This is a genomic window from Dactylosporangium sp. NPDC050588, from assembly GCF_040654975.1.
Classification (GTDB): domain Bacteria; phylum Actinomycetota; class Actinomycetes; order Mycobacteriales; family Micromonosporaceae; genus Dactylosporangium; species Dactylosporangium maewongense.
The window spans coordinates 70,096-94,941 of sequence record NZ_JBFAJA010000044.1; the positions used below are offsets into that span (position 1 = coordinate 70,096).

The following is a 24,846-nucleotide window of genomic DNA, read 5'->3' on the forward strand; positions in this document are numbered from 1 at the left end:
CATGACGACGACCCAGCGGGGAGGCGGCTCGCTCGCCGGCCCCACCATCAAGATCGCCCTGCTCGGCGCCGGGCTGGCGTTGGCGATCGCGGCCGCCCTCCCGCTGGTCGACGCCCACGCCTGGGGCTGGCTCGCGGTGCTCGCCGCGACCACCGCGCTGCTGTTCTACGTCTACCTGACCCCGCGGCACATCGCCGCCAAGTACCTCGTCCCCGGCACGATCTTCCTGCTCGCGTTCCAGGCGCTGCCGGTGCTCTACACCGCGAGCACGGCGTTCACCAACTACGGCGACGGGCACCGCGGCAGCAAGGCCGACGCGATCGCCGCCGTGCAGGGCGCGTCGGTGAAGCAGGTGCCGGGCTCCATGGAGTACGACCTCGCCGTCGCCACCCGGGAGGGCGCCATCGTCTTCCTGCTGGTCGACAAGACCGGCGCGACGTTCGTCGGCGACGGCACCGGCCTGCACCCGGCGCGGTTCACCGTCGAGGGCGGCCGGATCGTCGAGGCCGACGGCTACACGCTGCTGACGCTCGGCGAGGCCAACCTCCGCAACGACGACATCCTCGCGTTCAGCGTGCCGACCGGCGAGGGCGCCGTCCGCGCGTCCGGCCTGACCCGCGCGTACAACGGCCAGGCGACCCAGTTCTACGACGGCGGCTGCGACTGCGTCACCGACCGCGGCAGCGGCAAGCAGTGGAAGGCCGACGGCGCGTCCGGCAGCTTCGTCGCCGCCGACGGCGAGCGGCTCCCGCAGGGCTGGAAGGTGTCGGTCGGGTTCAGCAACTTCACCCGGGTCCTCACCGACTCCCGCATCTCCGGCCACTTCCTCGGCACCCTGCTGTGGAACTTCGCGTTCGCGATCGGGTCCGTGCTCGTCACGTTCGGGCTCGGCCTCGGCTGCGCCCTGGCGCTCAACGCCGACCGGCTGCGCGGCCGCAGCGTGTACCGCGTGCTGCTGGTGCTGCCGTACGCGATGCCCGGATTCGCGATGCTGCTCGTCTGGCGGGACATGTTCAACCAGCAGTTCGGGCTCATCAACCGGTTCTTCGGCCTCGACGTCGACTGGTTCGGCCAGCCGTGGACGGCCCGGATGGCGGTCATCCTCGTGCAGCTGTGGATGGGGTACCCGTACATGTTCCTCGTCGCCACCGGCGCGCTGCAGGCCATCCCGAAGGAGATGACGGAGGCCGCCACCATCGACGGCGCGTCGGTGCTGCAACGCTTCCGCCAGGTGACCCTGCCGCTGCTGCTGGTCGCGCTGACGCCGCTGCTGATCGCCTCGTTCGCGTTCAACTTCAACAACTTCAACGCGATCTACCTGACCACCGAGGGCGGCCCGTTCCCGCCCGACGACTCCACCGTGGGCGCGACCGACCTGCTCATCACCTACACGTACCGGCTGGCGTTCGGCGGCTCCGGCGCGCAGTTCGGCTTCGCCGCGGCGATCTCGGTCTACATCTTCGCCATCGTGGCCGTCGTGTCGCTGATCGGCTTCCGGCGCAGCCGCAAGCAGGAAGAGGTCTACTCATGACCAAGTGGATGCGCAGGATCGGCTGGCGGCACGCCGTCGGGATCGCCGCCCTGGTGTTCTCGCTCTTCCCGATCGTGTTCGTGGTGTCCGCGGCGTTCAACCCGGTCGGGTCGCTGAGCTCCACCGAGTTGTACCCGACCGGGGCCAGCACGGCGAACTTCACGGACCTGTTCGGCAAGACCGCCTTCGGCCGCTGGTACGTCAACTCCGTCGTCATCGCCAGCATCGCCGCCGCGACGGCCGTGTTCCTCTCGGTCCTCGCCGCCTACGCGTTCTCCCGCATGCGCTTCGCCGGCCGGCGGGTCGGGCTGATGGCGCTGCTGCTCATCCAGATGTTCCCGCAGTTCCTCGCGGTGGTCACCATCTACCTGATCTTCGCCGAGATCGGTGACTTCTACCCGGCGTTCGGCCTGGACACCCCGTGGGGGCTGATGCTGCTGTACCTCGGCGGCGCGCTCGGCGTGAACACCTGGCTGATGAAGGGGTTCCTCGACACCGTCCCGCGGGAGCTGGACGAGTCGGCGGTCATGGACGGCGCCACCCACGCGCAGACGTTCTTCCGCATCACGCTGCCGCTGATCGCGCCGATCCTCGCGGTCACCGCGCTGCTCGGCTTCATCGGCACCATCAACGAGGTCCTCCTCGCCAACACCTTCCTGCGCTCCGACGACTCCAAGACCCTCGCCGTCGGCCTGTACGGGCTGATCGCCGGGCAGCGCAACGCGAACTTCGGCATGTTCTGCGCCGGGTCGCTGCTGACCGCGATCCCGACGGTGCTCGTCTTCCAGTCGTTGCAGCGGTACATCGTGTCGGGCCTGACCGCGGGTGCGGTGAAAGGATGACGATGATCCACCACGACGGATCCGAGCTGCACGTCCCGGACCAGTCCCCGGCGCCCGGCAGCGACGTCGAGGTCTTCCTGCGCACGTCGCCCGGCGTCAAGCAGGTGCACGTCCGGTCCGTCCTGGACGGCGAGCCGCGCTTCAGCGACGCCGTCGCCGAGCGCCGCGGCGACGAGCTGTGGTGGCGGGCCACGATCCCCGTGCACAACCCCGTCACGCCCTACCGGTTCCTGGTCGACGGAGACTGGTTCACCGCGACCGGCCTTGCGGGCCACGAGGTCGCGGACACGACGGACTTCAGGCTGGTGGCACACCCAGCGCCGCCGGCCTGGATCCGCGACGCCGTCATCTACCAGATCTTCCCGGACCGCTTCGCCCGGTCGGCCGCCTACGCCGAGCGCGCCCTGCCCCCGTGGGCGGTGCCGTGCGGCTGGGACGCCCCGGTCGTCGGCCGCGGCGAGCTCACCAGCCGGCAGATCTACGGCGGCGACCTCGACGGCATCGCCGGCCGCCTGGACCACATCCAGTCCCTCGGCGCCGACACCGTCTACCTGACCCCGTTCTTCCCGGCCGGCTCCAACCACCGCTACGACGCGTCGACGTTCGACACCGTCGACCCGCTGCTCGGCGGCGACGCGGCCCTCGCCCGGCTCGCCGACGCGCTGCACGCCCGCGGGATGCGGCTCGTCGGCGACATCACCACCAACCACACCGGCGACGCCCACGAGTGGTTCCACGACCCGGCGGCCCGGGACCGCTACTACCACGCCGACGACGGCACCTACGCCGCGTGGTACGGGGTGCCGAGCCTGCCGAAGCTCAACTGGAACTCCACCGGGCTGCGCAAGGCGTTCGTCGACCCGTTGCAGCGCTGGCTGGAGCACCTGGACGGCTGGCGGGTCGACGTGGCCAACATGACCGGTCGGCACGGCACCGACGACCTCACCCACGAGGTGTCGCGGCTCGTCGCCCGCGCGGTGCGCGACGTGCGGCCCGACGCGATGCTCGTCGCGGAGCACGCCCACGGCGCGGGCGGCGACCTCGATCTCGGCGGCTGGCAGGGCACCATGAACTACGCCGGCTTCACCCGTCCACTGTGGACCTGGCTGCGCGGGCCGGACCTGGCGCTGCCGGACTTCCTCGGCGTCCCGGGCGGCGTGCCGACCCGCGGCGGCGACGCCGTCGTCGCGGCGATGCGCGCCGTCTCCGCGAGCATGTCGTGGCGGTCGTGGACGCACTCCTGGACGGCGCTGAGCACCCATGACACGCCGCGCGTGCGGACCGTCGTCGGCGGCCCCGGCCGGGTCGAGGTGGCCGCCGGTCTCCTCGCGACCCTGCCGGGCGTGCCGATGCTCTTCGCCGGCGACGAGATCGGCCTCACCGGCGCGTGGGGCGAGGAGTCCCGGCAGCCGATGCCGTGGCACGACGAGGCGGGCTGGGACCACACCACGCTGGCCCGCTACCGGGCGCTGCTCGGGCTGCGCCGCGCCCACCCCGCGCTGCGGCACGGCGGGATGCGGGTCGAGCACGCCGACGCCGACACCATCGCGTTCTGGCGGGAGACCGCGTCGGAGCGCCTGCTGGTCTTCGCCCGCCGGGCGTCCGGCCCGCCGGTGGACCTGCCCCTCACCGGTGCGGTCAACGTCTACGGCGGCGCCGCCGAGGCCCCGGCCGACGGGCCGACCTTCCAGGTATGGCAATTCATGGCAACACCGATTGACCGACCGTGATGCCTTCCCTTCACTGACTGTCATGTCTCTGCGTCGTCTCGCGCTGCCCGCCGCCGCCCTGCTCGCGATCTGCCTGATCCAGTGCTCGTCCCCGGGCACCGCGGCGGCCTACACCACCGTCCACACCGGCTCGGGGCGGCCCGCGCTCGCCCTGGCCGGCGGCCGCCTCTACGCCTCGTGGGCCGGCTCCACCTCCGGCACCTCCGGCAAGCAGCTCATCATCGGCACGTCGGTGGACGGCGGCCGCACGTTCACCAAGGACAACAGCGTCGTCGAGCGCACCCCGGAGGGGGAGGGGCCCGCCCTGAGCGCCGACGGTCCCGGCGTCCGGCTCGCCTGGTCCGCCGCCAACAATGGCAACACGCTGACGGTGGCGTACACCGGCGGCACCGGCCTGCAGTGCAGGACCGCGCTGACCGGGGTGCGGACCGACCGCTCGCCGGCCCTCGCCGCCGACGGCGCCGGCACCCGCTGGATCGCCTGGACCGGCACCGACAGCCGGATCAACGTCGCCCGGCTGTCCGGTGGATGCCCCGGCGGCTTCTTCCTGCAGGACCGGGTGACCCTCGCCGAGACCACGCCCTACGGCCCGGCGCTCGTGTTCGACGACTCCGGCGCGGAGAACGGCCTGCTCCTCGGCTGGACCGGCGCGGACGGGAGCATCAACCTCGGCACCGTCACGACCGGCTCGGCCGTGCTGACCAACCGCTCGACCGTGATCCAGCCCGGGCAGCAGCTGGCCACGGGCGGGCTCGGGCTCACGTCGCACCCGGCGGACCTGTACGTCTGGTTCCGCGCGACCGACGGGTCCGTGCGCCGCGGCTACTCCCAGGGCTGCCGGCCGACCTGCTTCTACGTGTACGCGTCGGAGCTGCGGTCGGCGTCCGCGGTCGGCGTGGGCACCGACGGATTCCACGACACCATCGGCTACTTCGACGCTCGCGGGAAGCTCAACGTGGCCACCTATTGACAGGTTGGCTGCCTATTGCGGAGAGTTCGGTCAGGACTTTTTTCAGGTCCTGAAGTTTCCGGCTCTTCCCGCCCCCCGCCAGGAGCACCCTTCATGGTCCCAACCCGACCGCTGCTCGCCCTGTCCGTCTCGTCCGTGCTCGCGGCCGCTGCCACCGCCGTCGGCCTGAGCGTGCCCAGCGCCCAGGCCGCCGCCGCCAGCGTCCAGGTCTACTGGAGCTCCGAGTCCCGCACCGCCGGCTACGAACCGAAGAACGGCAACTGGTACACCAGCCCCGCCACGGGCCTCGCCGGGACGCCCTACCAGCTGTCCCGCCAGGCCGACGTGCCCGTCGTGGCGGCCGCCGGTACACCCACCATCACCGCGGACACGAACAGCCGCTTCCAGACGATCCTCGGCGTCGGCTCCTCCCTCGAGGAGTCGACGGTCTACAACCTGTCCAGGATGAGCGCCGGCGCCCGCGACCGGGCCCTGCGCGCGCTCGTCGACCCGGCCACCGGCGCCGGCTTCAACGTCATCCGGATCACCTTCGGCACCAGCGACTTCACGTCGCACGACTTCTACACCTACGACGACGGCGCCGCCGACCCGACGCTGTCGCGCTTCTCCATCCAGCGTGACATCGACTACAACATCATCGCCACCGTCCGGCAGGCCCTCGCCATCAACCCCGACATCAAGGTGTTCGCGAGCGCGTGGTCGGCGCCGGGCTGGATGAAGACCAACAACGCCATCATCGGCGGCAGCCTCGTCACCGCCCAGATCCCGACCCTCGCGGCGTACTACCGGCGGGCGGTGCAGGCGTACACCGCGCAGGGCATCCCGATCCACGCGCTCACCCTGCAGAACGAGCCGCTGTTCTCCCCGCCGGACTACCCCGGCATGCTCGTCTCCGCGGACCAGGAGCGGCAGCTCGCCAAGGCGCTGCGCACCGAGCTGTCCGCCAACGGGCTCAGCACCCGCATCTGGGCCTTCGACCACAACTTCGCCGAGTCGGTCTCCTACGCCGCCGGCGTCCTGGGCCCGGCCGGTGCCCACTCCGACGCCTACTCCTCCGTGGACGGCATCGCGTTCCACGACTACGCGGGCGACCCGTCCGCGATGAGCACCGTGAAGGCGTCCTACCCCGACAAGGACATGCTGATGACCGAGCGCTCCGTGTGGGGCACCTCGGGTGCGGACCGGATCGTGCAGTACTTCCGCAACAACGCCACCCTGTACGAGGGCTGGGTCAGCATGCTCGACCAGAACCGCGCACCCGAGCGCTGGTCCGGCTCGCCCGACCCGACGATGCTCGTGCAGAGCACCAGCAACCGCGACACGTTCTGGGCGCTGCCCGACTACAACATGGTCGCCCAGTTCTCGAAGTTCGTGAAGCCGGGCGCGCGGCGGGTCGCCACCGGCTACGGCAGCACCGGCACCGTCACGAACGTCGCGTTCCTCAACCCCGACGGCACCCTCGTCACCGTCGTGGTCAACCAGACCGGCGCCTCGCAGGCCTTCACGCTGAAGGTCGGCACCCAGCAGATCGCCAGCACCGTGCCGGCGAAGACCGTCGGCACGTACCTGTGGGCCGGCGCCGACAGCGGCACCCCGTCCACGCGGGTCGGGCCCATCACCGGCTACGGCGCCAAGTGCGTCGACGTCGCCGGCGCGGCCACCGCCAACGGCACGAAGATCCAGCTGTGGACCTGCAACGGCACCACCGCGCAGTCCTGGACCGTCGGCACGGACGGCACCCTGCGCGCCCTCGGCAAGTGCCTCGACGTGGCCGCCGCCAACTCCGCGAACGGCACCAAGGTCCAGCTGTACGACTGCAACGGCAGCGCGGCCCAGACCTGGTCCGCACCCGGCGACGGCACGCTCCGGGCGCTCGGCAAGTGCCTGGACGCCACCGGGCCCAGCTCCGCGGACGGCACCCAGCTGCAGATCTGGGCGTGCGGGACGGGCCAGAACCAGCGCTGGACCCTGCCCGCCTGACAGATTTTCCGGGTCAGGCGCGGGCCACGGCCGGCGTGCGCCTGACCCACCATTCGAACAGCAGCGTCGTGAACGGCGGGATAGACGCCGCCGCGCCGACCGCGAGCCGCGCGAAGCCCCACCGCTCCTTGACGGTCACCCACGCCAGCGCGACCAGGTAGGCGACGAACATCGCGCCGTGGATCGGCCCGAACACCTTCACGCCGATCTCGTTCTCCACGACGACGTACTTGAAGAACATCCCGACCAGCAGGCCGAGCCAGGAGCAGGCCTCCCCGATCGCGGCGTACCGGAACACCCGCGCGGCATTGTTGTCCACCGCGACAGCCTGCACCCCGCCGCGGACCAGGGCAGAGGCTGGTCACCTCTACGGTGACCGGCCTCACGTCGCCGCCGGTCTTGGCGTGCGTCCGGACGTCAGCGGGGTGTGGCGTTGTGCATCCGGATCGCGCTGAACCGCAGCGTGCTGGCCACGACCGCGTCCCAGAACGGCCACAGGACCGGCAGCACCCTGAGCTGGATTCCGGCGGCGGCGTGCAGGGCGAAGAGGTCACCGACCGGCTCGGGCGGGCCGAGCGGCACCACCGGCTCGACGGCGACGTGCGCATGCTCCCCCAGCGGCCGGAACGGCGCCGCCGGCAGCCGGTACGCGTACAGGCGCGCGGTCCGGATCGCCTCGAGCCAGCCGTACTCGACGGCGTGCACCCGCTCGCCGCAGCCCGGGCCGAGGATGCGGTCGCGGTCGTCGCCGGTCGTGTCGGGCCCGGCCCACGCCATCGCCCGCGGGCACTGCCGCGGGAACCAGTAGTCGGGCGACCGCCGGTCGTCGACGGCCCACACGTAGGGCTCGGTCTCTTGCGCGGTCGCCGCCACGTGCGGCACGAACCTGGTGATCGTCGGGTCCTCGGAGAAGTGCAGCACCTGCCCGGGCTCGGGTCGCATCAGCCGCCCTCCTTCGATCCGCCGTGGTGGCGCTGGTAGTGCCGGGCGACGCGGGCGCGGTTGCCGCACCCGTCGGAGCACCACTCCCGGCGGGGATGGTTGCGGATGAAGTACAGCACGCAACCCGGCGCGCGGCAGGCCCGCAGCAGCGCCCGGTCCGGGCCGGCGAACAGCGCCACCGCCTCCTCCGCGATCGCGGCCACCGCGGCGAGCGCCGGGGCGTGCGCTGTCCGCACCGCCCGCTCCGGACCGGCGTCTTTGTCATCGGGGTCGGGCCAGTGCAGCTCGGACCACGAGGGGGCGCGGGCGCAGGCGCGGTTGACGACGATGACGGCGGCGGCGAGGTCCCCGGCGGACGGCCTGGCCGGCTCGCGCTCGTCCCTGGCGGACGGCCCGGCAGGCTCGCGGTGGTCGTCCCTGGCGGACGGCCCGGCCGGCTCCCGGTCGTCGCCGGTGGTGGCGGCGGCCAGCACGCGCAGGGCGTCGCGGAGGTCACGCAGCTCGGCGATGGCCTCCCAGCCGGCGATGCCGACCCCGATGTCGACCCCGGCGTCGCCGTTGGCTTCCGCCGCGGCGCGGGACCTGGGGCGCGCCTCCCGCAGCCAGCGTGCGGCGGCGGCCGGGTCGGCGATCGTGTCGTGCACACCGTCACGGTCCGCCCGGACGGTGTTCATCAGCTCGACCGGCAACGGCTCCACGTCCTAATGGTAAGGCATTGCGGAAACCATTTGGTCGTGTACTAATGGATGGAGGATTGGTCAGCCGTTAGGAAGGCGGTCGACGGTGTTCCATGAAGGGGAGCTCAGCGTCCAGGAGCGGGCCGGCGTGCGGTTCGAGGCGGCCCGGCTGAGCGGCATGCTCGCGCCCGGCGGGCTGAGCCGGGGTGCGGGCGGGTGGCTGGCGGAGCGGACCCTCGCCGCGCTCACCGGCCGCGACCGCGGCGGCAGGCTCTGGGTCTCGGCGCTGACCGGCCCGCCCGGGTTCCTGGCGGGGCTCGGGCAGACGCTGCGGGTGGCGGCGGTGCCCGCGCCCGGCGACCCGCTCCACGACCTCCCCGCCGGCCAGCGGGTGGGCCTGATCGCGATCGACTTCGCGACCCGCCGCCGGATGCGGGTCAACGGCACCCTGACCGGTGTCCTGACCGGCGTCCTGACCGTCGACGTCGCCGAGGCGTTCGGCAACTGCCCCCAGTACATCCACCCCCGACGCCTCATGAGTGCGACGACGCCGGGCGGGGGAGTGCCCGGGACGTTCACGGTGGCGGAGGCGCTCACGGCGGACGGCGAGGCCACGATCCGCGGCGCCGACACGTTCTTCCTCGGCACCACGCACCCCGACCGCGGCGCCGACGCCTCGCACCGGGGAGGGCCGCGCGGGTTCCTGCGGGCCGGCGAGGGCGGGCTGTGGTGGCCGGACTATCCGGGCAACAACATGTTCAACAGCCTCGGCAACCTCGCCACCGACCCGTCCGCGGCGCTGCTGGTGCCCGACTTCGCGACCGGCCGCACGCTGCAGCTGTCAGGCACCGCGGCCGTCGAGTGGACCGAGCCGGGCACCGGCGCACCCGACGAGGTGACCGGCCGCCGGGTCCGCTTCCACCCGGCGGCCGTCGTCACCGGCGAGCACCCCGCGCTCGTCGCCGCGGCGGACGCTCCCGACCCGCGCGGGGTCAGGCGCTGATCACGGGCCACGCGTAGGCGAGGAGCGCGAACGCGGCACCGAGGATCGCCAGGTTGAAGCCGCGGGACGGCACCGGCAGCGCCGCGACGGCGAGCAGGATGATGGCGATGAGATAGAGGACGGCCTGTGTCGACATGGGGAACCTCCGTGGGGGAACGGTTGAGCAAGCGGGTTCCCGAGGCCGCCGGAGCCGAAACACCCGCTGGCACGTATCCGGGATTCGCGCCGCTCCCCGCGGACCTACCGTCTATCTCAACAACGCAGCACGCCAACACAGCAACCAGGGGAGATGGACATGAGCGACTACGACGGCGGCACCGACTACGGTCACGTCGAGACCGGCGAGAACCACGAGGCGCTGGACCAGCTGCACCAGGTCGACGCCAGCGAGAGCAACTACGACAACCAGTTCAACGTGTACGAGCAGGACCACGCGGCCGCCGAGTCGACCTCGTTCGACCAGGGCCACCAGGTGTCCTACACCGACCCGAGCGGCGCGCAGTACGAGGAGTCGGACTTCACGTCCTACGACCACTCCGCCGCCGAGACGGACCACGTCTTCGCCGCCGAGGGCTCCGAGTCGGCGTCCTCCAGCGAGTTCCACCAGCTCGACGCCCTCCAGGCCCGCCTCGACTCCGCCTTCACCTCGATGACCGAGATCCACGGCGGCAACGGCGGCGGCACCGCCGAGCTCGGCGTCGCCTCGAACTAGCACCCGCAACCCCCTGGCGTGCGGCCGGCCACCGACGGTGGCCGGCCGTAGCCATGTCAGAGGGCGGCGAGCAGGCGGTCGACCTCGTCGGCCGTCGTGTAGTGATAGATCCCGGCGCGCACCGCGCCGCCGGTCTCGCGCAGGCCCATCGCGGTGAAGTACTCGGCGGCGTAGTAGTCGCCGGAGAAGACGCAGATGCCCTGGTCGCCCAGGCGGGCCGCGGTCGTCGCCGGGTCCTCGCCGGCGATCCGGAAGGACACCGTCGGGCAGCCGCCGGCGGGCGCGGGCAGCACCCGCACCGCGGGCATCGACCGCAGGCCGTCGAGGAGCCGTTCGAAGAGCCGCGTCTCGTACGAGTGGACCGCCGCCATCGAGCGCAGCACGCGCTCCCGGCGCGGCCGCGACGTGGCGCCGTCGAGCACCCCAGCGCCGTCGGGCGTCCCAGCGTCGTTGAGCGTCCCGGCGTCGTTGAGCACCCCAGCGTCGTCGGGTGTCCCGGCGTCGTCGGGTGTCCCGGTGTCGTCGAGGGTTGCGAGGAAGTCGACCGCCGCCGTGAAGCCGGCGAGGAGCTCGAAGCTCGGCGTGCCCAGCTCGAACCGCTCCGGCACCGCGTCGGACGACGGCAGCAGCTTCAGCACCGCCGTCCGCTCCCACTGCGACGGCGCCGCCACGCAGGCGGCCAGGTGCGGCCCGGACCACTTGTAGGCACTGGTGACGTAGTAGTCGGCGCCGAGCGCGGCCACGTCGACCGGCAGGTGCGCGGTCGCGTGCACCCCGTCGACGTGGACGACGGCGCCGAAGCCGTGCGCGAGCGCGGCGATCGCGGGCACGTCGGGGACGGTGCCGATGGCGTTGCTGGCCGCGGTCACCGCCACGACCCGGGTCCGCGCGTCGACGAGCGGCTCGAACGCGGCGAAGGGCAGCGCGCCGGTGGCCGGGTCGAACGCCGCCCACCGCACCTCCACGCCCATCGCCGACGCCAGCTGCACCCACGGCCGCACGTTGGCGTCGTGGTCGAGGCGGGTCACGACGACGTTGTCGCCGGGCTGCCAGGTCCCGGCGAGCCCGCGGGCGACGGTGTAGACCAGCGCGGTGGCGCTCTGCCCGAACACGACCCCCGCGGGGTCCGCGCCGAGGAGGTCACCGGCGGCGACGCGGGCCGCGTCGACGATCGCGAGGGCGCGCCGCCCCGGCGCGAACGCGGTCGTCCGGTTGCTCACCGCACCGCCGAGGACACCGGCGACGGCCCGCGCCACCGGCTCCGCGACCAGCGTGCCGGCGGCACCGTCGAAATGGGCGTACCCCTCGGCGAGCGCCGGGTGGGCCTGTCGGATCCGTGCTACGTCGAACGGCATACGGCGACGATAGCGGCCTCGCGGACGGTGTCCTCGAGCGCCGCCTGCCCGTCCGCGTCGAGCGCCGCCACCGCCGCCGGGTACGCCTCCGACAGGTCGACGAGCACGTCCAGCACGATCTCGTCGACGAGCGTGCCGGCGCCGACCTCCGACCGGGCGTTCGCTGCCCGCGGCGCCGGGCCGGCGCCGACCTTCGACCGGGCGCTCGCCACGCGCGGCGCGTTGACCAGCCCGGCGGCGACCCGCGCGAGGTCGGCGCCCGGGATCCGGGCGTGCGGGTCCCACGGCAGGCTCTCGCCGAACCGCTGCTCGTCGAACTCGGCGATCTTCACCTTGATGACGGTCCGCTCCTGTGGGCCGAGCGCCGCGTCGGGCCGCAGCACGACCCCTTCGGCGAGGTTCCCTTCCAGCGGCGGCAGGTGGTGTACGAGCGGCAGCCGCGTCTGGAACCTGGTCGGCACGGCGTCGACGGACGCCCGGGTGCCGCGCCCGAGCAGCGGCACCACGTCGAGACCGGCCTCGGCGGCGACCCGGGCGGCCCCGGCGTACGTCCGGTAGACGCCGGCGTCGTCGGGACGCTCGTGGTCGAGGACGTCGAAGACGGCGAACCGCACGTCGGGGGCGTACCAGACGCCGGTCTGCACCGCGGCCGCGCCGGGCGCCGGCGGCACGTCCGGGTGCGGGTAGTGGCCGCCGTAGAGCTCGCCGTACACCCGTACCGTGGCCGCACCCTCGGCAAGAGCGGATCGGGCCGCCTGCTCGAACGCGGGGCGCAGCAGCTGCCAGCCGAAGAACGGCTCGTCGCCGTCCAGCCACGCCTTGCGCTTGCCGACCTTCGTCTCCTGGCCGTCCGACACGATCACCAGCTGCGCGCCGTGGACCTTCTCGGTGGCGATCCACGGCCCGCCGGCGGACCGGCTGCTGCTGCCGATCTGCCGCGCGGTCGGGATCTTCGGGTACGCCACGTGCCGCATGTGCAGCAGTATCGCGACCCGGACCCGCCGCGGTCTCGGGGTTTTCGCGCTGTCGGTTTCTTACGTGGCGCTGATGACGCCGCCCCACAGGAGGGCGACGATGATGCCGCCGACCGCGGCGCGGTAGTAGACGAACGTGGCGATGGAGTTGCTGGCGACGAACTTCAGCAGCCAGGCGATCGACGCGTACGCGACCACGAAGCTGACGACCGTGCCGACCGCGGCCGGCCCCCAGCCGACGGTCTCGCTGATCTCGCCGGCGCGCTGCACGCCCTCCAGGGTGCCGGCGGCGGCGAGGGCGGGGATGCCGAGGAAGAACGACATGCGGGTGGCGGTGACCCGGTCGAGGTGCCGCAGCAGGCCGACGCTGATCGTCGCGCCGGACCGGGACACGCCGGGGATCAGGGCGATGCACTGCGCCAGCCCGATGATCAGCGAGTCCTTCCAGGTGACGTCCGCCTCGCCGACCTTCTGTGTGGCGAGGTGCTCGGCGAGGACCATGACGAGGCTCCACACGACCAGCGCCCCGGCGACGAACCACAGGCTGCGCAGCTCGCCCTCGATGAGATCCTTGAACAGCAGGCCGACGACCGCGATCGGCAGCGACCCGATGATCACGTTGATCGCCATCTTCCAGCCGGTCTCCTTGCGCGCCTCGGCGCTGCGCAGACCCTTCACGAACCCGGTGATGAACCGGACGATGTCGGTGCGGAAGTAGATGATCGCGGCGATGATCGCGCCGACCTGGATGACCGCGGTGAACGCCGTGACGCCCTTGTCGTCGATCGGGATGCCCATCAGCTTCTCGGTGATGGTCAGGTGTCCCGTGGAGGAGACCGGGAGGAACTCGGTCACGCCCTCCACGACGCCGAGCACGACCGCTTGCCAGATCTCCACGGGGACCCTCCTTCGTGCCGCCGACGTCCGCACGATCCTAGGCGGACCCGCCCGGCCGTCGCGCTCAGGTCCCGGGCGTGGCGTCCGCGGTGCGGCGCGGCGCCGGGTGGCGCGCTCGGGTTCCGGGCGTGACGTCCTTGCGGGGCTTCCTTGCGGGGCGTTTTTGCGGGGCTTCCTTGCGGGGCGTCCTTGCGCGGCTTCCTTGCGCGGCTTCCTTGCGCGGCTTCCTTGCGCGGCTTCCTTGCGCGACGCGGCGCGGTGCGGCGTGGTGCCGCATGGCGTTGCGCTCCGGTGGCGGGCGAGGTGCCGCGCTCAGGTGCCGGGCCGGCGTGCCGATCGTGGCGGTCATGACTGGCACAGCAGTGATCAGCGCCGACCGGGTCGCCGCCGTCGTGCTCGGCATGGAGGTCGACCGGCGCACCGCCGACCGGGAGCAGGCCGAGGCCGCCGAGCGCGCCGCCGTCGAGCTCGGCCGCGACGACCTCGCCGCTCGCGCCCGGCTCGTCATCGCCGACGCCCTCGCCCGCGGCGGGGAGCTGACCGCGTCCGCGCCGCTGCTGCACGAGGTCCACCGGTGGGCGGTCCTCGAAAACGACCAGTACGTCCTCGCGCGCACCCACTTCCTGCTGTCGATCCTGCACACCTGCCTCGGCGACAACGCGCAGGCGCGGCGGCACGCGCTGATGTCGGTGGACCACCTGCCGGACCACGTGCCGCCGCTGATCCGTGGCGCGCACCTGGTCATCCTCGCCCTGTCCGTCGACGTGGTGTCGCGGGCCGACGCCGCCCCCTACCACGCGGAGGCGCTCGACATCGCCGCCGCGGCCGGCGATCATGAGCTGAGCCGTTCGGTGCTCAACAACATGGCGTACGCGGCGTACCAGGCGGGCGACGCGGACGCCGCGGGCGAGCTGGTCGAGCGGATGCGCCGCCTGGTCGAACGGACCGGCGTGCAGCTGCGCCCGCCGGACCTGGACACGGTCGCCCGCGTACAGCTGCTGCAGGGGCGGTTCGAGGAGGCCGAGCGCACCCTCCTGCCCCTGGTCGACCCCGCCTCCACCCGCCGCGACGCGGAAGGCAACATGCTGCCCGAGGTGCTGCTGACCCTCGCCGAGGCGCAGCGGCTCGGCGGCGCGCTCGACCGCGCCAGGGCCACCGTCGACCGGTGCCGGGCGCTGAGCGAGCAGCGCGGCATGGTCGACGTCGGCGCGAGGGCCCGCCGCGAGCTCGCCCGCCTGCACGCCGCGAGTGGGCGTTTCCGGGAGGCGTACGAGGAGCAGTGCCGCTACGACGAGGAGTCCCAGGCGCTCCGCTCCGCCGAACGCGAGGAGCAGGCCCGCCTGGCGCAGCTGGTGTTCGAGAGCCGCGAGGGTCAGCGCGAGACGGTCCGCTTCCGCGAAATGGCGCTGCGCGACGCGCTGACCGGCCTGTACAACCGGCGGTTCGTCGACGCGCAGCTGCCCGCCCTGCTCAGCCGCGCCGAGCAGCGCGGCGAGGCCGTGTCCGCGGCCCTGGTCGACATCGACTTCTTCAAGCGGATCAACGACACCCTGTCGCACGAGGTCGGCGACCTGGTCCTGCAGCGCGTCGCGTCCGTCATGGCCGGCGCCGTCGACGAGCCCGCCACGGTGGCCCGGCTCGGCGGCGAGGAGTTCGTGATCGTGCTGCCCGGCGCCGGCGCGGAGGAGGCGGTCGCCCGCTGCGAACGGGTCAGGTCCGCCATCCAGCGCCACCCGTGGCCCGAGCTGACCGGCGACCTGCCGGTGACGGTGAGCATCGGCGTGTCCAGCACCCCCGACGGCCGCATCACTTCGGCTGCCCTGCTCAGCCATGCCGACCGCAACCTGTACGCGGCGAAACGCTCCGGCCGCAACCGCGTCCTCGCCGACCCCTCCTGACCCCTTTCCGGCGCGCGCGACCCTTAGCATCGATCGGACGAGCCCCATACAGGCGACATCACCGGACCAGCCGATGTGGACGGAGCGTGATGCACCTGCGACGCGTTTGAAGATCGATTAGGTGGTCGGAGGTACGGTTGCATGAAAGCGGAGCCGCACCGCCCCGACGTCGACGTGCGGCCCCCGCTACGACCATCCCGGCGTCCGACGACCGTCGACCGAGCGACGTGACCCGCCCGCTCACCCGCGCCCGCCCACGCGCGTGACCGGGGGTTTGCCCGCCGGTCACGCGACCCGGACCCGGCACACGACCCGGACCCGGCAATGGTCGTAGCGGGGGCGCACGTCGACGTCGGGGCACGCCCTGACCCGGCCGGGGCTTGGCGCGTCTGGTGGCTGGTGCGGTGCTCGACAGGCTGCGTCGCCAACACCAGCCCCGGTCCGGCCCGCAGTCGCGCCTGGACCAGGCTCCGGATGCCGCTGTCCGGTCGCGCCTCAGCCGGTCGCACCCTCGGCATGGAGTGCGACCCTGGCGTGCTCCCCTACCCGTGGTGGTTCGACCCGTCGCGGCCGCCGGGCATGCGCCTCAGCCGGGCATGCGCCTCAGCCGGTCGCGCGGCTCGGCCGGGCGCGGCTCGGCCGGGCGCGCGGCTCGGCCAGGCCGGCTCACGCGACCCTGGCTGGGCACGGGGCTCGACCGGGCACGGGACCGGCCCGGGCGCGCGACCCCGGCCGGCGCGACCGGGTGCGTGGGAAGGTGTCAGCCGCGCTTGGTGACGGCCTTGCGGTAGTCGGAGTTGAGGCGGCCGATGAGGGTGAGCGGGATGCCCTTGGGGCAGACGGTGGTGCACTCGCCGGTGTTGGTGCAGCCGCCGAAGCCCGCCTCGTCGTGGGCCGCCAGCATGCCGACGACGCGGGTGTCGCGTTCGGGCTGGCCCTGTGGCAGCAGGCCGAGGTGGCCGACCTTCGCGGCGGTGAAGAGCATCGCGGAGCCGTTGGGGCACGCGGCGACGCACGCGCCGCAGCCGATGCAGGTCGCGGCCTCGAAGGCGGCGTCCGCGTCGGCCTTCGGCACGGGGGTGGCGTGGGCGTCGGGGGCGGCGCCCGTGGGGGCGCTGATGTAGCCGCCGGCCTGGATGATGCTGTCGAAGGCGCCCCGGTCGACGACGAGGTCCTTCACGACGGGGAACGCGGCGGCCCGCCACGGCTCGACGTCGATGGTCTCGCCGTCCTTGAAGTGGCGCATGTGCAGCTGGCACGTGGTGGTGGCGCGCGACGGGCCGTGCGCCACGCCGTTGATCATCATGCCGCACATGCCGCAGATGCCCTCGCGGCAGTCGTGGTCGAACGCGATGGGCTCCTCGCCTTCGAGGATGAGGCGCTCGTTCAGAACGTCCAACATCTCCAAAAATGAGGCGTCGGGCGAAATATCCGTAACGTCGTAGGTGACCATGCGGCCTCGGGACGTGGGGCCGGTCTGGCGCCAGACGCGCAGCTTGAGGTTCATTACTTGTAGCTCCGCTGGCTCGGGTGGACGTATTCGAAGTCGAGCGCTTCCTTGCGCAACACCGGCGGCTCCCCGGTCCCGGTGAACTGCCACGCCGCGACGTACGAGAACTCGTCGTCGTGCCGCAGCGCCTCGCCGTCGGGGGTCTGGCTCTCGGCGCGGAAGTGCCCGCCGCACGACTCCGCACGGTGCAGCGCGTCGACGCACATGAGCTCCGCGAGCTCGAAGAAGTCCGCGACCCGGCCGGCCCGCTCCAGGTTCTGGTTCAGCGTCTCGCCGGTCCCCGGCACCTTCACCCGCGTCCAGAACTCCTCGCGCAGCGACCGGATGAGGCTGATCGCCTTGGTGAGGCCCTCCTCGGTGCGCTCCATGCCGCAGTACTCCCACATGATGTGGCCGAGCTCGCGGTGGAAGGAGTCGACGGTACGGTCGCCGTCGACGGCAAGCAGTGCAGCGATGCGCTCCGAAACGGCGGCACGGGCCGCGGCCACGTCCGGGTGGGACGCGGAGAGCGCGGGGAACGGACCGGAGGCCAGGTAGTCGTTGATGGTGTTCGGCAGGACGAAGTAGCCGTCGGCGAGGCCCTGCATGAGCGCGGACGCGCCGAGCCGGTTCGCGCCGTGGTCGGAGAAGTTGGCCTCACCCACCACGAACAGGCCGGGGATCGTCGACTGCAGGTCGTAGTCGACCCACAGCCCGCCCATCGTGTAGTGCACCGCCGGATAGATGCGCATCGGGGTGATGTACGGGTCGTCGCCGGTGATCCGCTCGTACATCTCGAACAGGTTGCCGTACTTGGCCTCCACGGCGTCGCGGCCGAGCCGGGCGATCGCGTCGGCGAAGTCGAGGTAGACGCCGAGGCCGCCGGGGCCGACGCCGCGCCCCTCGTCGCAGACGTTCTTCGCGGCGCGGGAGGCGATGTCGCGCGGGACGAGGTTGCCGAACGACGGGTAGATCCGCTCGAGGTAGTAGTCGCGCTCGTCCTCGGGGATGTCGGCGGGGACGCGGTCGTCGCCGGCGCGGACCGGCACCCACACCCGGCCGTCGTTGCGCAGCGACTCGCTCATCAGCGTGAGCTTGCTCTGGTGCGTGCCGGACTCGGGGATGCACGTCGGGTGGATCTGCGTGTAGCAGGGGTTGGCGAACAGCGCGCCCTTGCGGTGCGCCCGCCACGACGCGGTGACGTTGCAGCCCTTGGCGTTGGTGGAGAGGAAGAAGACGTTGCCGTAGCCGCCGGACGCGAGCACCACGGCGTCGGCGAACTCCGTCGAGATCTCGCCGGTGACCAGGTCGCGCACGACGATGCCGCGGGCCTTGCCGTCCACGACGATGAGCTCGAGCATCTCGTGGCGGGTGTGCATCTCGACGTTGCCGAGCGCGACCTGTCGCTCCAGGGCCTGGTAGGCGCCGAGCAGCAGCTGCTGGCCCGTCTGGCCGCGGGCGTAGAAGGTCCGTGACACCTGGGTGCCGCCGAAGGAGCGGTTGTCCAGCAGGCCACCGTACTCGCGGGCGAAGGGCACGCCCTGCGCGACGCACTGGTCGATGATGTTCACCGAGACCTGCGCCAGCCTGTACACATTGGACTCGCGGGCGCGGAAGTCGCCGCCCTTCACCGTGTCGTAGAACAGCCGGTAGACGGAGTCGCCGTCGTTGCGGTAGTTCTTCGCGGCGTTGATGCCGCCCTGCGCGGCGATCGAGTGGGCGCGGCGCGGGCTGTCCTGGTAGCAGTACGACCGGACCTTGTAGCCGGCCTCGGCGAGCGTCGCGGCCGCGGAGCCGCCGGCGAGGCCGGTGCCCACGACGATGACGGTCAGCTTGCGGCGGTTGGCCGGGTTGACCAGCTTGGCCGCGAACTGGCGGCGCTCCCAGCGGGTCTCGATCGGCCCGTCGGGCGCCGCGGTGTCGGCGATCGGGTCGCCCTCGCTCCAGTAGTTCACTTGACCGCTCCGATCAGCACGGCGAACGGCACCGACAGGTAGCCGACGACGAGGACGACGGACAGGACGAGGGCGATCGCGCGGGCCCGGCGCTCACCGCGCGGCGTCTGCTGGCCGAGGGTGCGCAGCGCGCTGAAGATGCCGTGCCGCAGGTGGAAGCCGACGGCGACGATCGCCAGGGTGTAGAAGAGCGTCACGTACCAGCGGGCCGGCGCGAAGTCCGCGACCACGTTGCCGTAGGGGTGCTGGGCGTCGCCGACCGGGTTCACCGTGCCGGTGGTGAGGTCGAGGATGTGGAACACGACGAACAGCAGGATGATGACGCCGCCCCACCGCATCGTGCGGGCCGCGTAGCTGCCCTGCACCTTGGGGCGGTGCGCGTAGCGGACCGGGCGGGCGAGCCTGGCCCGCCGGGCGAGGACCACCGCCGCCGCGATGTGGCCCACGACGGCGAGGGTGAGCCCGCTGCGCTGGATCCACAGGTACCAGGTGTGCGGCAGCAGCGGGGTGCCGATGTCGCGCAGCCAGTGGGCGTAGTGGTCGAACGCCTCCGCGCCGACGAAGATCTTCAGGTTGCCGGCCATGTGCGCGAACAGGAACAGCACGAGCAGCAGGCCGGTGCCCGCCATGAGGAGCTTCAGGCCGACGGACGACCTGCGCTTCTTCGGTTTCATGGGCGCCGCGATGGGCTTGACCGCTGTATCTACCGCCACGGGTTCGACGGTAAGGACCGCCGTTTTCATTCGTCCAATGCATGAAGCACCCAGTCTCGATAGCCGTAGGCTATGAGTGTGCAGCTACAACAGCTCCGATACTTCGTGTCAGTGGCCGAATCGGGACATTTCACGCGTTCGGCCGAGGCGCTGGGAGTGAGCCAGCCGACACTGAGTAAACAAATTCACACGCTCGAGGCGACGCTCGGCGCGCCCCTGTTCGACCGCTCCCGGGGCGGCGTCATGCTCACCACCGCCGGCGAGACCCTGCTGCCGCTCGCCCGCCGGATGGTCGCCGACGCCGACGCCGCCCGCGACGCCGTGCAGGAGGTCGTCGGGCTGCGCCGCGGCCGGGTCCGCCTCGGCGCCACGCCCAGCCTCTGCACGTCCCTCGTCCCGGCGGTGCTGCGCCGCTTCCACGCCGCCCACCCCGACATCGCCCTGCACGTCGACGAGGGCGGCTCCCAGGACCTCGTCGCCGGGCTCGTCGCGCACCAGCTCGACCTGGCCCTCATCGTCGCCTCCGCGCACGGCACCGACCCCGCCCTCGACGTCGTGCCGTTCCTGCGCGAGGACCTCGTGGTCGCCTCCGTGCACCCGCTGCCGACGATGCTCACCCTCCGTGAGCTGCGCGACACCCCGATGGTGATGTTCCGCATCGGGTACGACCTGCGCGACGTCACCATCGAGGCCTGCCGGCGGGCCGGGTTCACCCCGCGGTACGCGGTCGAGGGCGGCGAGCTCGACGCCGTCCTCGCGTTCGTCGAGGCGGGCCTCGGCGTCGCGCTCGTGCCCAGCATGGCCCTGGTGAACCGGCCGCTGCTGCGCGCCACGCCCCTCGCCGCGCCCGGCGTGCACCGCACCATCGCCCTCGCCAACCCGCGCGGCGCCGTGCTGTCCCACGCGGCGCGAGCACTGCGTGCGATGCTGCTGGAACAGACCGTGCAGACCCCCGGGGTGCGGCGCGTGCAAGCGCTAGAGTCCCCGTCAACCGAGGTCAGGGGGAGGCCGGGGTGAACGATTTCCACGTCGATCCGAGCGGGATGCGGGCACTGAGCGGGATGCTCGCGGGGGCGGGCGGCGACGCCCGGGACACGCTGGACTACACGCGACGGCACTGCTCGCTCAGCTGGGACCGCCGAGGGCTGCTGATGCTCGTCGCCGACCCGCACGGCAAGGCCTACGACCGGGTCACCACCGCCCTCGGCCGGCTGCGGGACCTCAGCGACGGCGCCGCCGACCAGGTCGCGCGGGCCGCCGGCGGCTACGCGGCGGCCGACCGCACCGCCGCGGCCGCCCTCGACGCCACCTATGCCGGCGCCACCGACCCGCGAGGGCTGCGCGGCACGCTGCACCAGTCACGGCCCGACCTGCTGCCGTCGCGGACCCCGTTCGCCCATGCCGCTCCTGTACTGGCAGCGCCCGTCTACGAGCCGCAGACCGACGCGTTCACGCTCAACCCGCTCACCGACCTGCTCAGCCCCGCCGCGTGGATCCGGCAGGTGGCGGTGTGGCTGTTCGGGGTCGACCCGTTCGAGCCGTGGCTCACCGCGTACAGCGGCGACTGGCGGGCCTATGAGCACTGCATGCACGCGTGGCCGCACATCGGCGCCGCCGCCGGCACGATCGGCGGCAACCTCGTCACCGGCGCCGCCGACGTCACCGCCGTCTGGCGCGGCAACGCCGCCGAGGCCGAGCAGGAGTTCCAGCTGCTGCTCGGCGGCGCCGCGACCGCCCTCGGCCCGGCCTGCGCCGAGTATGCGCGGCTCTACCCGCTCGCCGTCGACGCGTGCCGGCAGCTCTACGAGGCGACCGGCGGCCTCGTCGAGCAGCTCATCGACGCGCTCATCATCGTCAGCGTCGCCGGCGTCGTCGGCACCGCCACGATCGAGACCGGCATCGGCGCCCTCACCGGCTACGCCACCGTCGGGTTCTACACGTGGCAGGCCATCCGCCTCTATCAGGAGATCTCCCGGCTGTATGGCGCTGCCGAGACCACGTTCCGCCTGATCGCGGCCCAGATCGAGGCGGTGCGGGCGGGCGCCGAGGTGACCCGCCTGCCGTCCCTGCCGCCGTACCGCCACCCGGCGGTCCCCCGATGACCGCCGACCCGGTGGCCCGGGCGGTCCTGCGCCGCCTGGCCGAGCTGCGCCCGCCGGACGACCCGTTGCACGCCTTCGCCACGACCGTCCTGTCGGGCGAGGCGACCCTGCGCGCCGCCGCGACCCACCCCGCCTTCACCGAAGCCTTGGAAGCGACGCTGGAGGCCACGCTCGAGGCCGCCCTTCACGAGGCCTCCCTCAACGAGGCCCGGCAGCGGACCGTCCCCCGGGCGAGGTAAGGCGCGAGGCTGAGTGGGCCGTGATCCGGCGGGCGCCCCGCGGGTCAGGTGTGGTGGACGACGGCGTGGCCGGTGTCGACGTTGACGGTGATGGTGCGCGGCGACGACTCGTCGCGGACGACGTCCACATCGGACAGACCACGGTCGCTGCGGACCGCGTACGTGGCGCCGGACGGCACCCGCACGTCGACCTCGCCGGTGTCGACGGTGGCCACGACGTCGGTGGGGGAGGTGGCGTGGGCGAGCTCGATCCGGCCTGAGTCGACGACCATGCGGTACGTGGCGCCGCGCAGCCCCGACCCGGTGACCTCGCCGGTGTCGACCACCGCGGACGCGTCACCGGCCAGGTCCCGCAGCGTCACTTCGCCGGCGTCGATACGGATCTCGGTGCGGGTCGCGGCCGGCACCGTCACCGTCAGCGTGACCTCACAGCGCCGGCAGCCGGTGGACGTCAGCTCCAGCCGGCCCGCCTCCATGCGATGCGCCGCCTGCGGCGCCGCGCCGCCACTCGGCCACCGCCGCCGCTCGACCACGGTCACCGGCCCGTCACCGGTCTTGACCGTGACGTTCACCGCGTCACCGGTGACGACGAGCGCCGCGACGGGCTCCTCGACGCGGTACTGCCGCGACGCCGTCTCCCGCGGCCCGAACCCGCACCCGGCGACCGAGACCAGCAGCAACACCGCGACCGCGGCGGTGGGAACAGCACGCATCGTCGTCCTCCAGGATCCCGGACACCAGGATGTCGAGGCCCACAGCCTCCCCCGGATCCCCCGGCACCACATGCGGGTTCCTCACTGAACCTGCCCCTAAGGGTCCACCGACCCCGCCCGGCACCGTCGGTCGTGAACCACGACGGCGGGTGCGCCGCCGGCGGTTGGTGTGATGTGGGTGGGTTGTGAAGCCAGCGACGGTGTGGAAGCACCGGATGACGCCCTCGACGGCAATCGCAACGCCGATCTCCACGCCGCCCGGCTTGATCGAAGGACGACCGCGACCGCCATCACGACCGCTACCGTCCTTCGATCATCGCGCCGCTGTCAGCGCATGGTGCGGGAGAGGCATCGCTCGGACAGATACGAAATGTCGGATAAATTCTGGCGCTTGCGCCTGGATTTATCCGGGGGGAGCTCCGAAGAGAAGCGCTGGGGAGGTCCGGGACCTGTCGTGGAAAGTGCTGTGCGGCGCCCGGAAAAGACCGGGCGCCGCAGCAGGAGTGGAACCGGTCAGTTGGCCGGTGGGGGAGGCGGGACGGCGCCGCCGAGGACCGAGGGCGGGGCGCTCTCGTCGTCGCTCCACACCATGTCGTCCTCGGTGAGCCAGGTGTCGTACGTGTCTTCCTCGTCGCCGTCGCCGTTGCGGGCGGCGCCGCGCTGGCCGAGCATGCCGTCGCGGCCGGGGACGCCCATGCGGTTGGTGCGGCCCGCGCCGGGGCCGCGCTCGCCGCCGGGGCGGGCGCCCGCGGTGCGGCCCGTCTCCCGCATGTTGCCGGGCGTGGTGCGCTGGCCGCTCGTCGGGCCGCCGTCGTTGCGGCCCGCGCCCGGCTGGCCGAGGACGCCGCCGGCGGGGACGGTGCCGGCGAGGCTGGTGCCGATGCTGAGGCCGGGCGCGCCGCCGGAGCCGCCGACCGAGACGATCTGGCCGGCGAGGGCGGTGCCGCCGAGGAGAGCGCCGGCGCCGATGACGCCGGTCTCGACGCCGAGCAGCGACGTGCCGGTCTGCGGGTCCGCGGTCTGCGTCTGCGACGGGTCGGCGCCGGGGCCGCCGCCGGGACCGGTCGACACGGGGACGACGGTGTCGGTGGTGTTGGTCTTGCCGCTGCCGGGCGCGTGCACGCCGGGGCCGCCGGACGGGGAGTGGACGCCCGGGCCGCCCTTCGGGTCGACCTCGGTGTGCGGGTCGCCGCCCGGCAGGCCGATCGGCGGCGGCAGCGGGTCCATGACCGCGTTGTTGTTGACGGCGTAGTCGGCGGCGAGGTTGGACATCAGCGTCACCATGCGCTGCTGCGCTTCCTTCTTCTGCTGCTCGTCGCGCTGGTGCCCCAGGTACCCGCCGATGAGCGCGCCGGGCAGGCCGGCGATGGCGCCACCGCCCGCGGCGCCGCCCCACATGCTGTCGTTGTCGTCGGTGTCCTCGGGGTTGTCCGCGTTCTTCTGCGCGACCCGCAGCGCGCCGCCGATCGAGCTCAGCGCGGTCTTCACGGTGCTGTGGTCGTCGGCGAGGCCGGTGGAGAAGGCGCTCACCAGGCCGAGGCGCTGGCGGTATTCGGTGCCCGCTTCGCCGGCCCAGTCGAGCTTCAGCAGGTCCTTGTCGATCTCGCCGGCGATGTGCCGGGCCGTCGTCTCGGCGGAGTGCCAGTCGGCGGACACGCCCTCGACCTGACCGGGGTCGCCCGCCATGAGCTGGTCGTAGAGCTCACGGTGGCTCTTGCCCGCATAGTGCGCCGTGTACTCATTGCTCATTGGTCGGGCCCTCCAGGGTGAGGGTCACGTCGCCCAGCGCCCGGCGGATCTCGGCCTGCGTGGCCGCGTTGCGCGACTCGGTGGTCTTGTAGTTGCGGATGATGCTGTCCGTGGCGCTCTGCGCCGCCTCGATGGCGGAGACCAGCCGGTTGGCCCGGGCCACGTGCTGACGGTGCACGCGGTCGTAGTCGCCCCCGGTGGCGTGCGCGTCCTGGAACGTGCCCAGCGCGGGCTTGCTCATGCCGTTGAGCTTCCGCACCAGCGCCTTGGCGTCGGTCAACCGGCTGTCGAGCCGGCTCCGGAACTCCTCAAGGGTGAGGAGGTCGACTCTGTTCGTGCCGTCGCCCATCAGATCCCCGTCTCGGTCCTCGTCCT

At 72.7% G+C, this 24,846-nt stretch carries 24 protein-coding genes; 11 read left to right on the forward strand and 13 right to left on the reverse strand.

Features of this window, described 5'->3' with window-relative positions; genetic code table 11:
• Position 1: 1 nt before the first annotated feature.
• From AB0I21_RS28780 to AB0I21_RS28800, 5 genes are all read left to right on the forward strand, one after another.
• Positions 2-1,531, forward strand: coding sequence for an ABC transporter permease subunit (locus AB0I21_RS28780; protein WP_354897635.1), 1,530 nt, complete (start codon positions 2-4; stop codon positions 1,529-1,531).
• The gene (locus AB0I21_RS28785) at positions 1,528-2,373 is read left to right on the forward strand and encodes a sugar ABC transporter permease (RefSeq protein WP_354897637.1); all 846 of its coding nucleotides are present in this window, start codon (positions 1,528-1,530) and stop codon (positions 2,371-2,373) included. The genes AB0I21_RS28780 and AB0I21_RS28785 overlap by 4 nt, the downstream gene beginning before the upstream one ends.
• Positions 2,370-4,103 carry a glycoside hydrolase family 13 protein gene (locus AB0I21_RS28790; RefSeq protein WP_360565790.1) on the forward strand — a complete coding sequence of 578 codons (1,734 nt, stop codon included), beginning with the start codon at positions 2,370-2,372 and terminating at the stop codon, positions 4,101-4,103. Before AB0I21_RS28785 ends, AB0I21_RS28790 begins: the two co-directional genes overlap by 4 nt.
• 22 nt (positions 4,104-4,125) lie before the next feature.
• The gene (locus AB0I21_RS28795; RefSeq protein ID WP_360565792.1) at positions 4,126-5,073 is read left to right on the forward strand and encodes a hypothetical protein; all 948 of its coding nucleotides are present in this window, start codon (positions 4,126-4,128) and stop codon (positions 5,071-5,073) included.
• Positions 5,074-5,166: 93 nt separating this feature from the next.
• The gene (locus AB0I21_RS28800; RefSeq protein ID WP_360565793.1) at positions 5,167-7,053 is read left to right on the forward strand and encodes a ricin-type beta-trefoil lectin domain protein; all 1,887 of its coding nucleotides are present in this window, start codon (positions 5,167-5,169) and stop codon (positions 7,051-7,053) included.
• A gap of 13 nt (positions 7,054-7,066) precedes the next feature.
• Here the strand turns inward: AB0I21_RS28800 and AB0I21_RS28805 are convergent, their stop codons facing one another.
• The 3 genes from AB0I21_RS28805 to AB0I21_RS28815 all read right to left on the reverse strand — a co-directional run bounded on the left by AB0I21_RS28805 (position 7,067) and on the right by AB0I21_RS28815 (position 8,693).
• Entirely contained in the window at positions 7,067-7,372 is a 306-nt protein-coding gene (locus tag AB0I21_RS28805; protein ID WP_360565795.1) for a DUF3817 domain-containing protein, read from the reverse strand.
• A 98-nt stretch (positions 7,373-7,470) separates the two neighbouring features.
• A complete protein-coding gene (locus tag AB0I21_RS28810; protein ID WP_360565797.1) occupies positions 7,471-7,995 on the reverse strand; it encodes a DUF6886 family protein in 525 nt (174 codons plus the stop codon).
• Positions 7,995-8,693 carry a CGNR zinc finger domain-containing protein gene (locus tag AB0I21_RS28815; protein WP_360565799.1) on the reverse strand — a complete coding sequence of 233 codons (699 nt, stop codon included), beginning with the start codon at positions 8,691-8,693 and terminating at the stop codon, positions 7,995-7,997. The genes AB0I21_RS28810 and AB0I21_RS28815 overlap by 1 nt, the downstream gene beginning before the upstream one ends.
• 85 nt (positions 8,694-8,778) lie before the next feature.
• On the opposite strand from AB0I21_RS28815, the gene AB0I21_RS28820 reads away from it, so the two are divergent.
• Positions 8,779-9,675 carry a pyridoxamine 5'-phosphate oxidase family protein gene (locus AB0I21_RS28820; RefSeq protein WP_360565801.1) on the forward strand — a complete coding sequence of 299 codons (897 nt, stop codon included), beginning with the start codon at positions 8,779-8,781 and terminating at the stop codon, positions 9,673-9,675.
• Here the strand turns inward: AB0I21_RS28820 and AB0I21_RS28825 are convergent.
• The gene (locus AB0I21_RS28825; RefSeq protein WP_344504161.1) at positions 9,665-9,811 is read right to left on the reverse strand and encodes a hypothetical protein; all 147 of its coding nucleotides are present in this window, start codon (positions 9,809-9,811) and stop codon (positions 9,665-9,667) included. The genes AB0I21_RS28820 and AB0I21_RS28825 overlap by 11 nt on opposite strands.
• A gap of 159 nt (positions 9,812-9,970) precedes the next feature.
• Between AB0I21_RS28825 and AB0I21_RS28830 the strand changes: the two genes are divergently transcribed.
• The gene (locus AB0I21_RS28830) at positions 9,971-10,387 is read left to right on the forward strand and encodes a hypothetical protein (protein WP_360565803.1); all 417 of its coding nucleotides are present in this window, start codon (positions 9,971-9,973) and stop codon (positions 10,385-10,387) included.
• Between the two features lie 56 nt (positions 10,388-10,443).
• Here AB0I21_RS28830 and AB0I21_RS28835 read toward each other — a convergent pair whose 3' ends face one another.
• The 3 genes from AB0I21_RS28835 to AB0I21_RS28845 are packed head-to-tail and all read right to left on the reverse strand — an operon-like array spanning position 10,444 to position 13,613.
• A complete protein-coding gene (locus AB0I21_RS28835) occupies positions 10,444-11,742 on the reverse strand; it encodes an aminotransferase class V-fold PLP-dependent enzyme (protein ID WP_360565805.1) in 1,299 nt (432 codons plus the stop codon).
• On the reverse strand, positions 11,727-12,716 hold the full coding sequence (locus AB0I21_RS28840) for an RNA ligase family protein (RefSeq protein WP_360565807.1): 990 nt from the start codon (positions 12,714-12,716) through the stop codon (positions 11,727-11,729). Before AB0I21_RS28840 ends, AB0I21_RS28835 begins: the two co-directional genes overlap by 16 nt.
• A 60-nt stretch (positions 12,717-12,776) precedes the next feature.
• Positions 12,777-13,613 (reverse strand): undecaprenyl-diphosphate phosphatase, encoded by an 837-nt coding sequence (locus tag AB0I21_RS28845; RefSeq protein WP_344504165.1) that lies wholly within the window; start codon positions 13,611-13,613, stop codon positions 12,777-12,779.
• A gap of 347 nt (positions 13,614-13,960) precedes the next feature.
• Between AB0I21_RS28845 and AB0I21_RS28850 the strand changes: the two genes are divergently transcribed.
• Complete coding sequence (locus AB0I21_RS28850; protein WP_360565809.1) at positions 13,961-15,511, forward strand: GGDEF domain-containing protein; 1,551 nt, start codon at positions 13,961-13,963, stop codon at positions 15,509-15,511.
• Positions 15,512-16,271: 760 nt separating this feature from the next.
• On the opposite strand, the gene AB0I21_RS28855 is transcribed toward AB0I21_RS28850, so the two are convergent.
• The 3 genes from AB0I21_RS28855 to AB0I21_RS28865 are packed head-to-tail and all read right to left on the reverse strand — an operon-like array spanning position 16,272 to position 19,629.
• A complete protein-coding gene (locus AB0I21_RS28855) occupies positions 16,272-17,018 on the reverse strand; it encodes a succinate dehydrogenase/fumarate reductase iron-sulfur subunit (RefSeq protein ID WP_360565811.1) in 747 nt (248 codons plus the stop codon).
• The gene (locus AB0I21_RS28860; RefSeq protein WP_360565813.1) at positions 17,018-18,955 is read right to left on the reverse strand and encodes a fumarate reductase/succinate dehydrogenase flavoprotein subunit; all 1,938 of its coding nucleotides are present in this window, start codon (positions 18,953-18,955) and stop codon (positions 17,018-17,020) included. Before AB0I21_RS28860 ends, AB0I21_RS28855 begins: the two co-directional genes overlap by 1 nt.
• Positions 18,952-19,629 carry a succinate dehydrogenase cytochrome b subunit gene (locus tag AB0I21_RS28865; RefSeq protein ID WP_360565838.1) on the reverse strand — a complete coding sequence of 226 codons (678 nt, stop codon included), beginning with the start codon at positions 19,627-19,629 and terminating at the stop codon, positions 18,952-18,954. The genes AB0I21_RS28860 and AB0I21_RS28865 overlap by 4 nt, the downstream gene beginning before the upstream one ends.
• A gap of 111 nt (positions 19,630-19,740) precedes the next feature.
• Here AB0I21_RS28865 and AB0I21_RS28870 point away from each other — a divergent pair, with 111 nt between their 5' ends.
• Genes AB0I21_RS28870 through AB0I21_RS28880 form a run of 3 tightly spaced genes read left to right on the forward strand, consistent with a single transcriptional unit; the run spans position 19,741 to position 22,009 of the window.
• Entirely contained in the window at positions 19,741-20,685 is a 945-nt protein-coding gene (locus AB0I21_RS28870; protein ID WP_360565815.1) for a LysR substrate-binding domain-containing protein, read from the forward strand.
• A complete protein-coding gene (locus tag AB0I21_RS28875; RefSeq protein ID WP_360565817.1) occupies positions 20,682-21,770 on the forward strand; it encodes a type VII secretion target in 1,089 nt (362 codons plus the stop codon). Before AB0I21_RS28870 ends, AB0I21_RS28875 begins: the two co-directional genes overlap by 4 nt.
• Entirely contained in the window at positions 21,767-22,009 is a 243-nt protein-coding gene (locus tag AB0I21_RS28880) for a hypothetical protein (RefSeq protein WP_360565818.1), read from the forward strand. The genes AB0I21_RS28875 and AB0I21_RS28880 overlap by 4 nt, the downstream gene beginning before the upstream one ends.
• 44 nt (positions 22,010-22,053) lie before the next feature.
• On the opposite strand, the gene AB0I21_RS28885 is transcribed toward AB0I21_RS28880, so the two are convergent.
• The 3 genes from AB0I21_RS28885 to AB0I21_RS28895 form a co-directional block, all read right to left on the reverse strand.
• Positions 22,054-22,722: a hypothetical protein gene (locus AB0I21_RS28885; RefSeq protein WP_360565819.1), complete on the reverse strand. Its 669-nt coding sequence runs from the start codon at positions 22,720-22,722 to the stop codon at positions 22,054-22,056.
• Between the two features lie 513 nt (positions 22,723-23,235).
• Complete coding sequence (locus AB0I21_RS28890) at positions 23,236-24,471, reverse strand: hypothetical protein (protein ID WP_360565821.1); 1,236 nt, start codon at positions 24,469-24,471, stop codon at positions 23,236-23,238.
• A complete protein-coding gene (locus AB0I21_RS28895) occupies positions 24,461-24,820 on the reverse strand; it encodes a hypothetical protein (RefSeq protein WP_360565823.1) in 360 nt (119 codons plus the stop codon). Before AB0I21_RS28895 ends, AB0I21_RS28890 begins: the two co-directional genes overlap by 11 nt.
• Between the last annotated feature and the right edge of the window lie 26 nt (positions 24,821-24,846).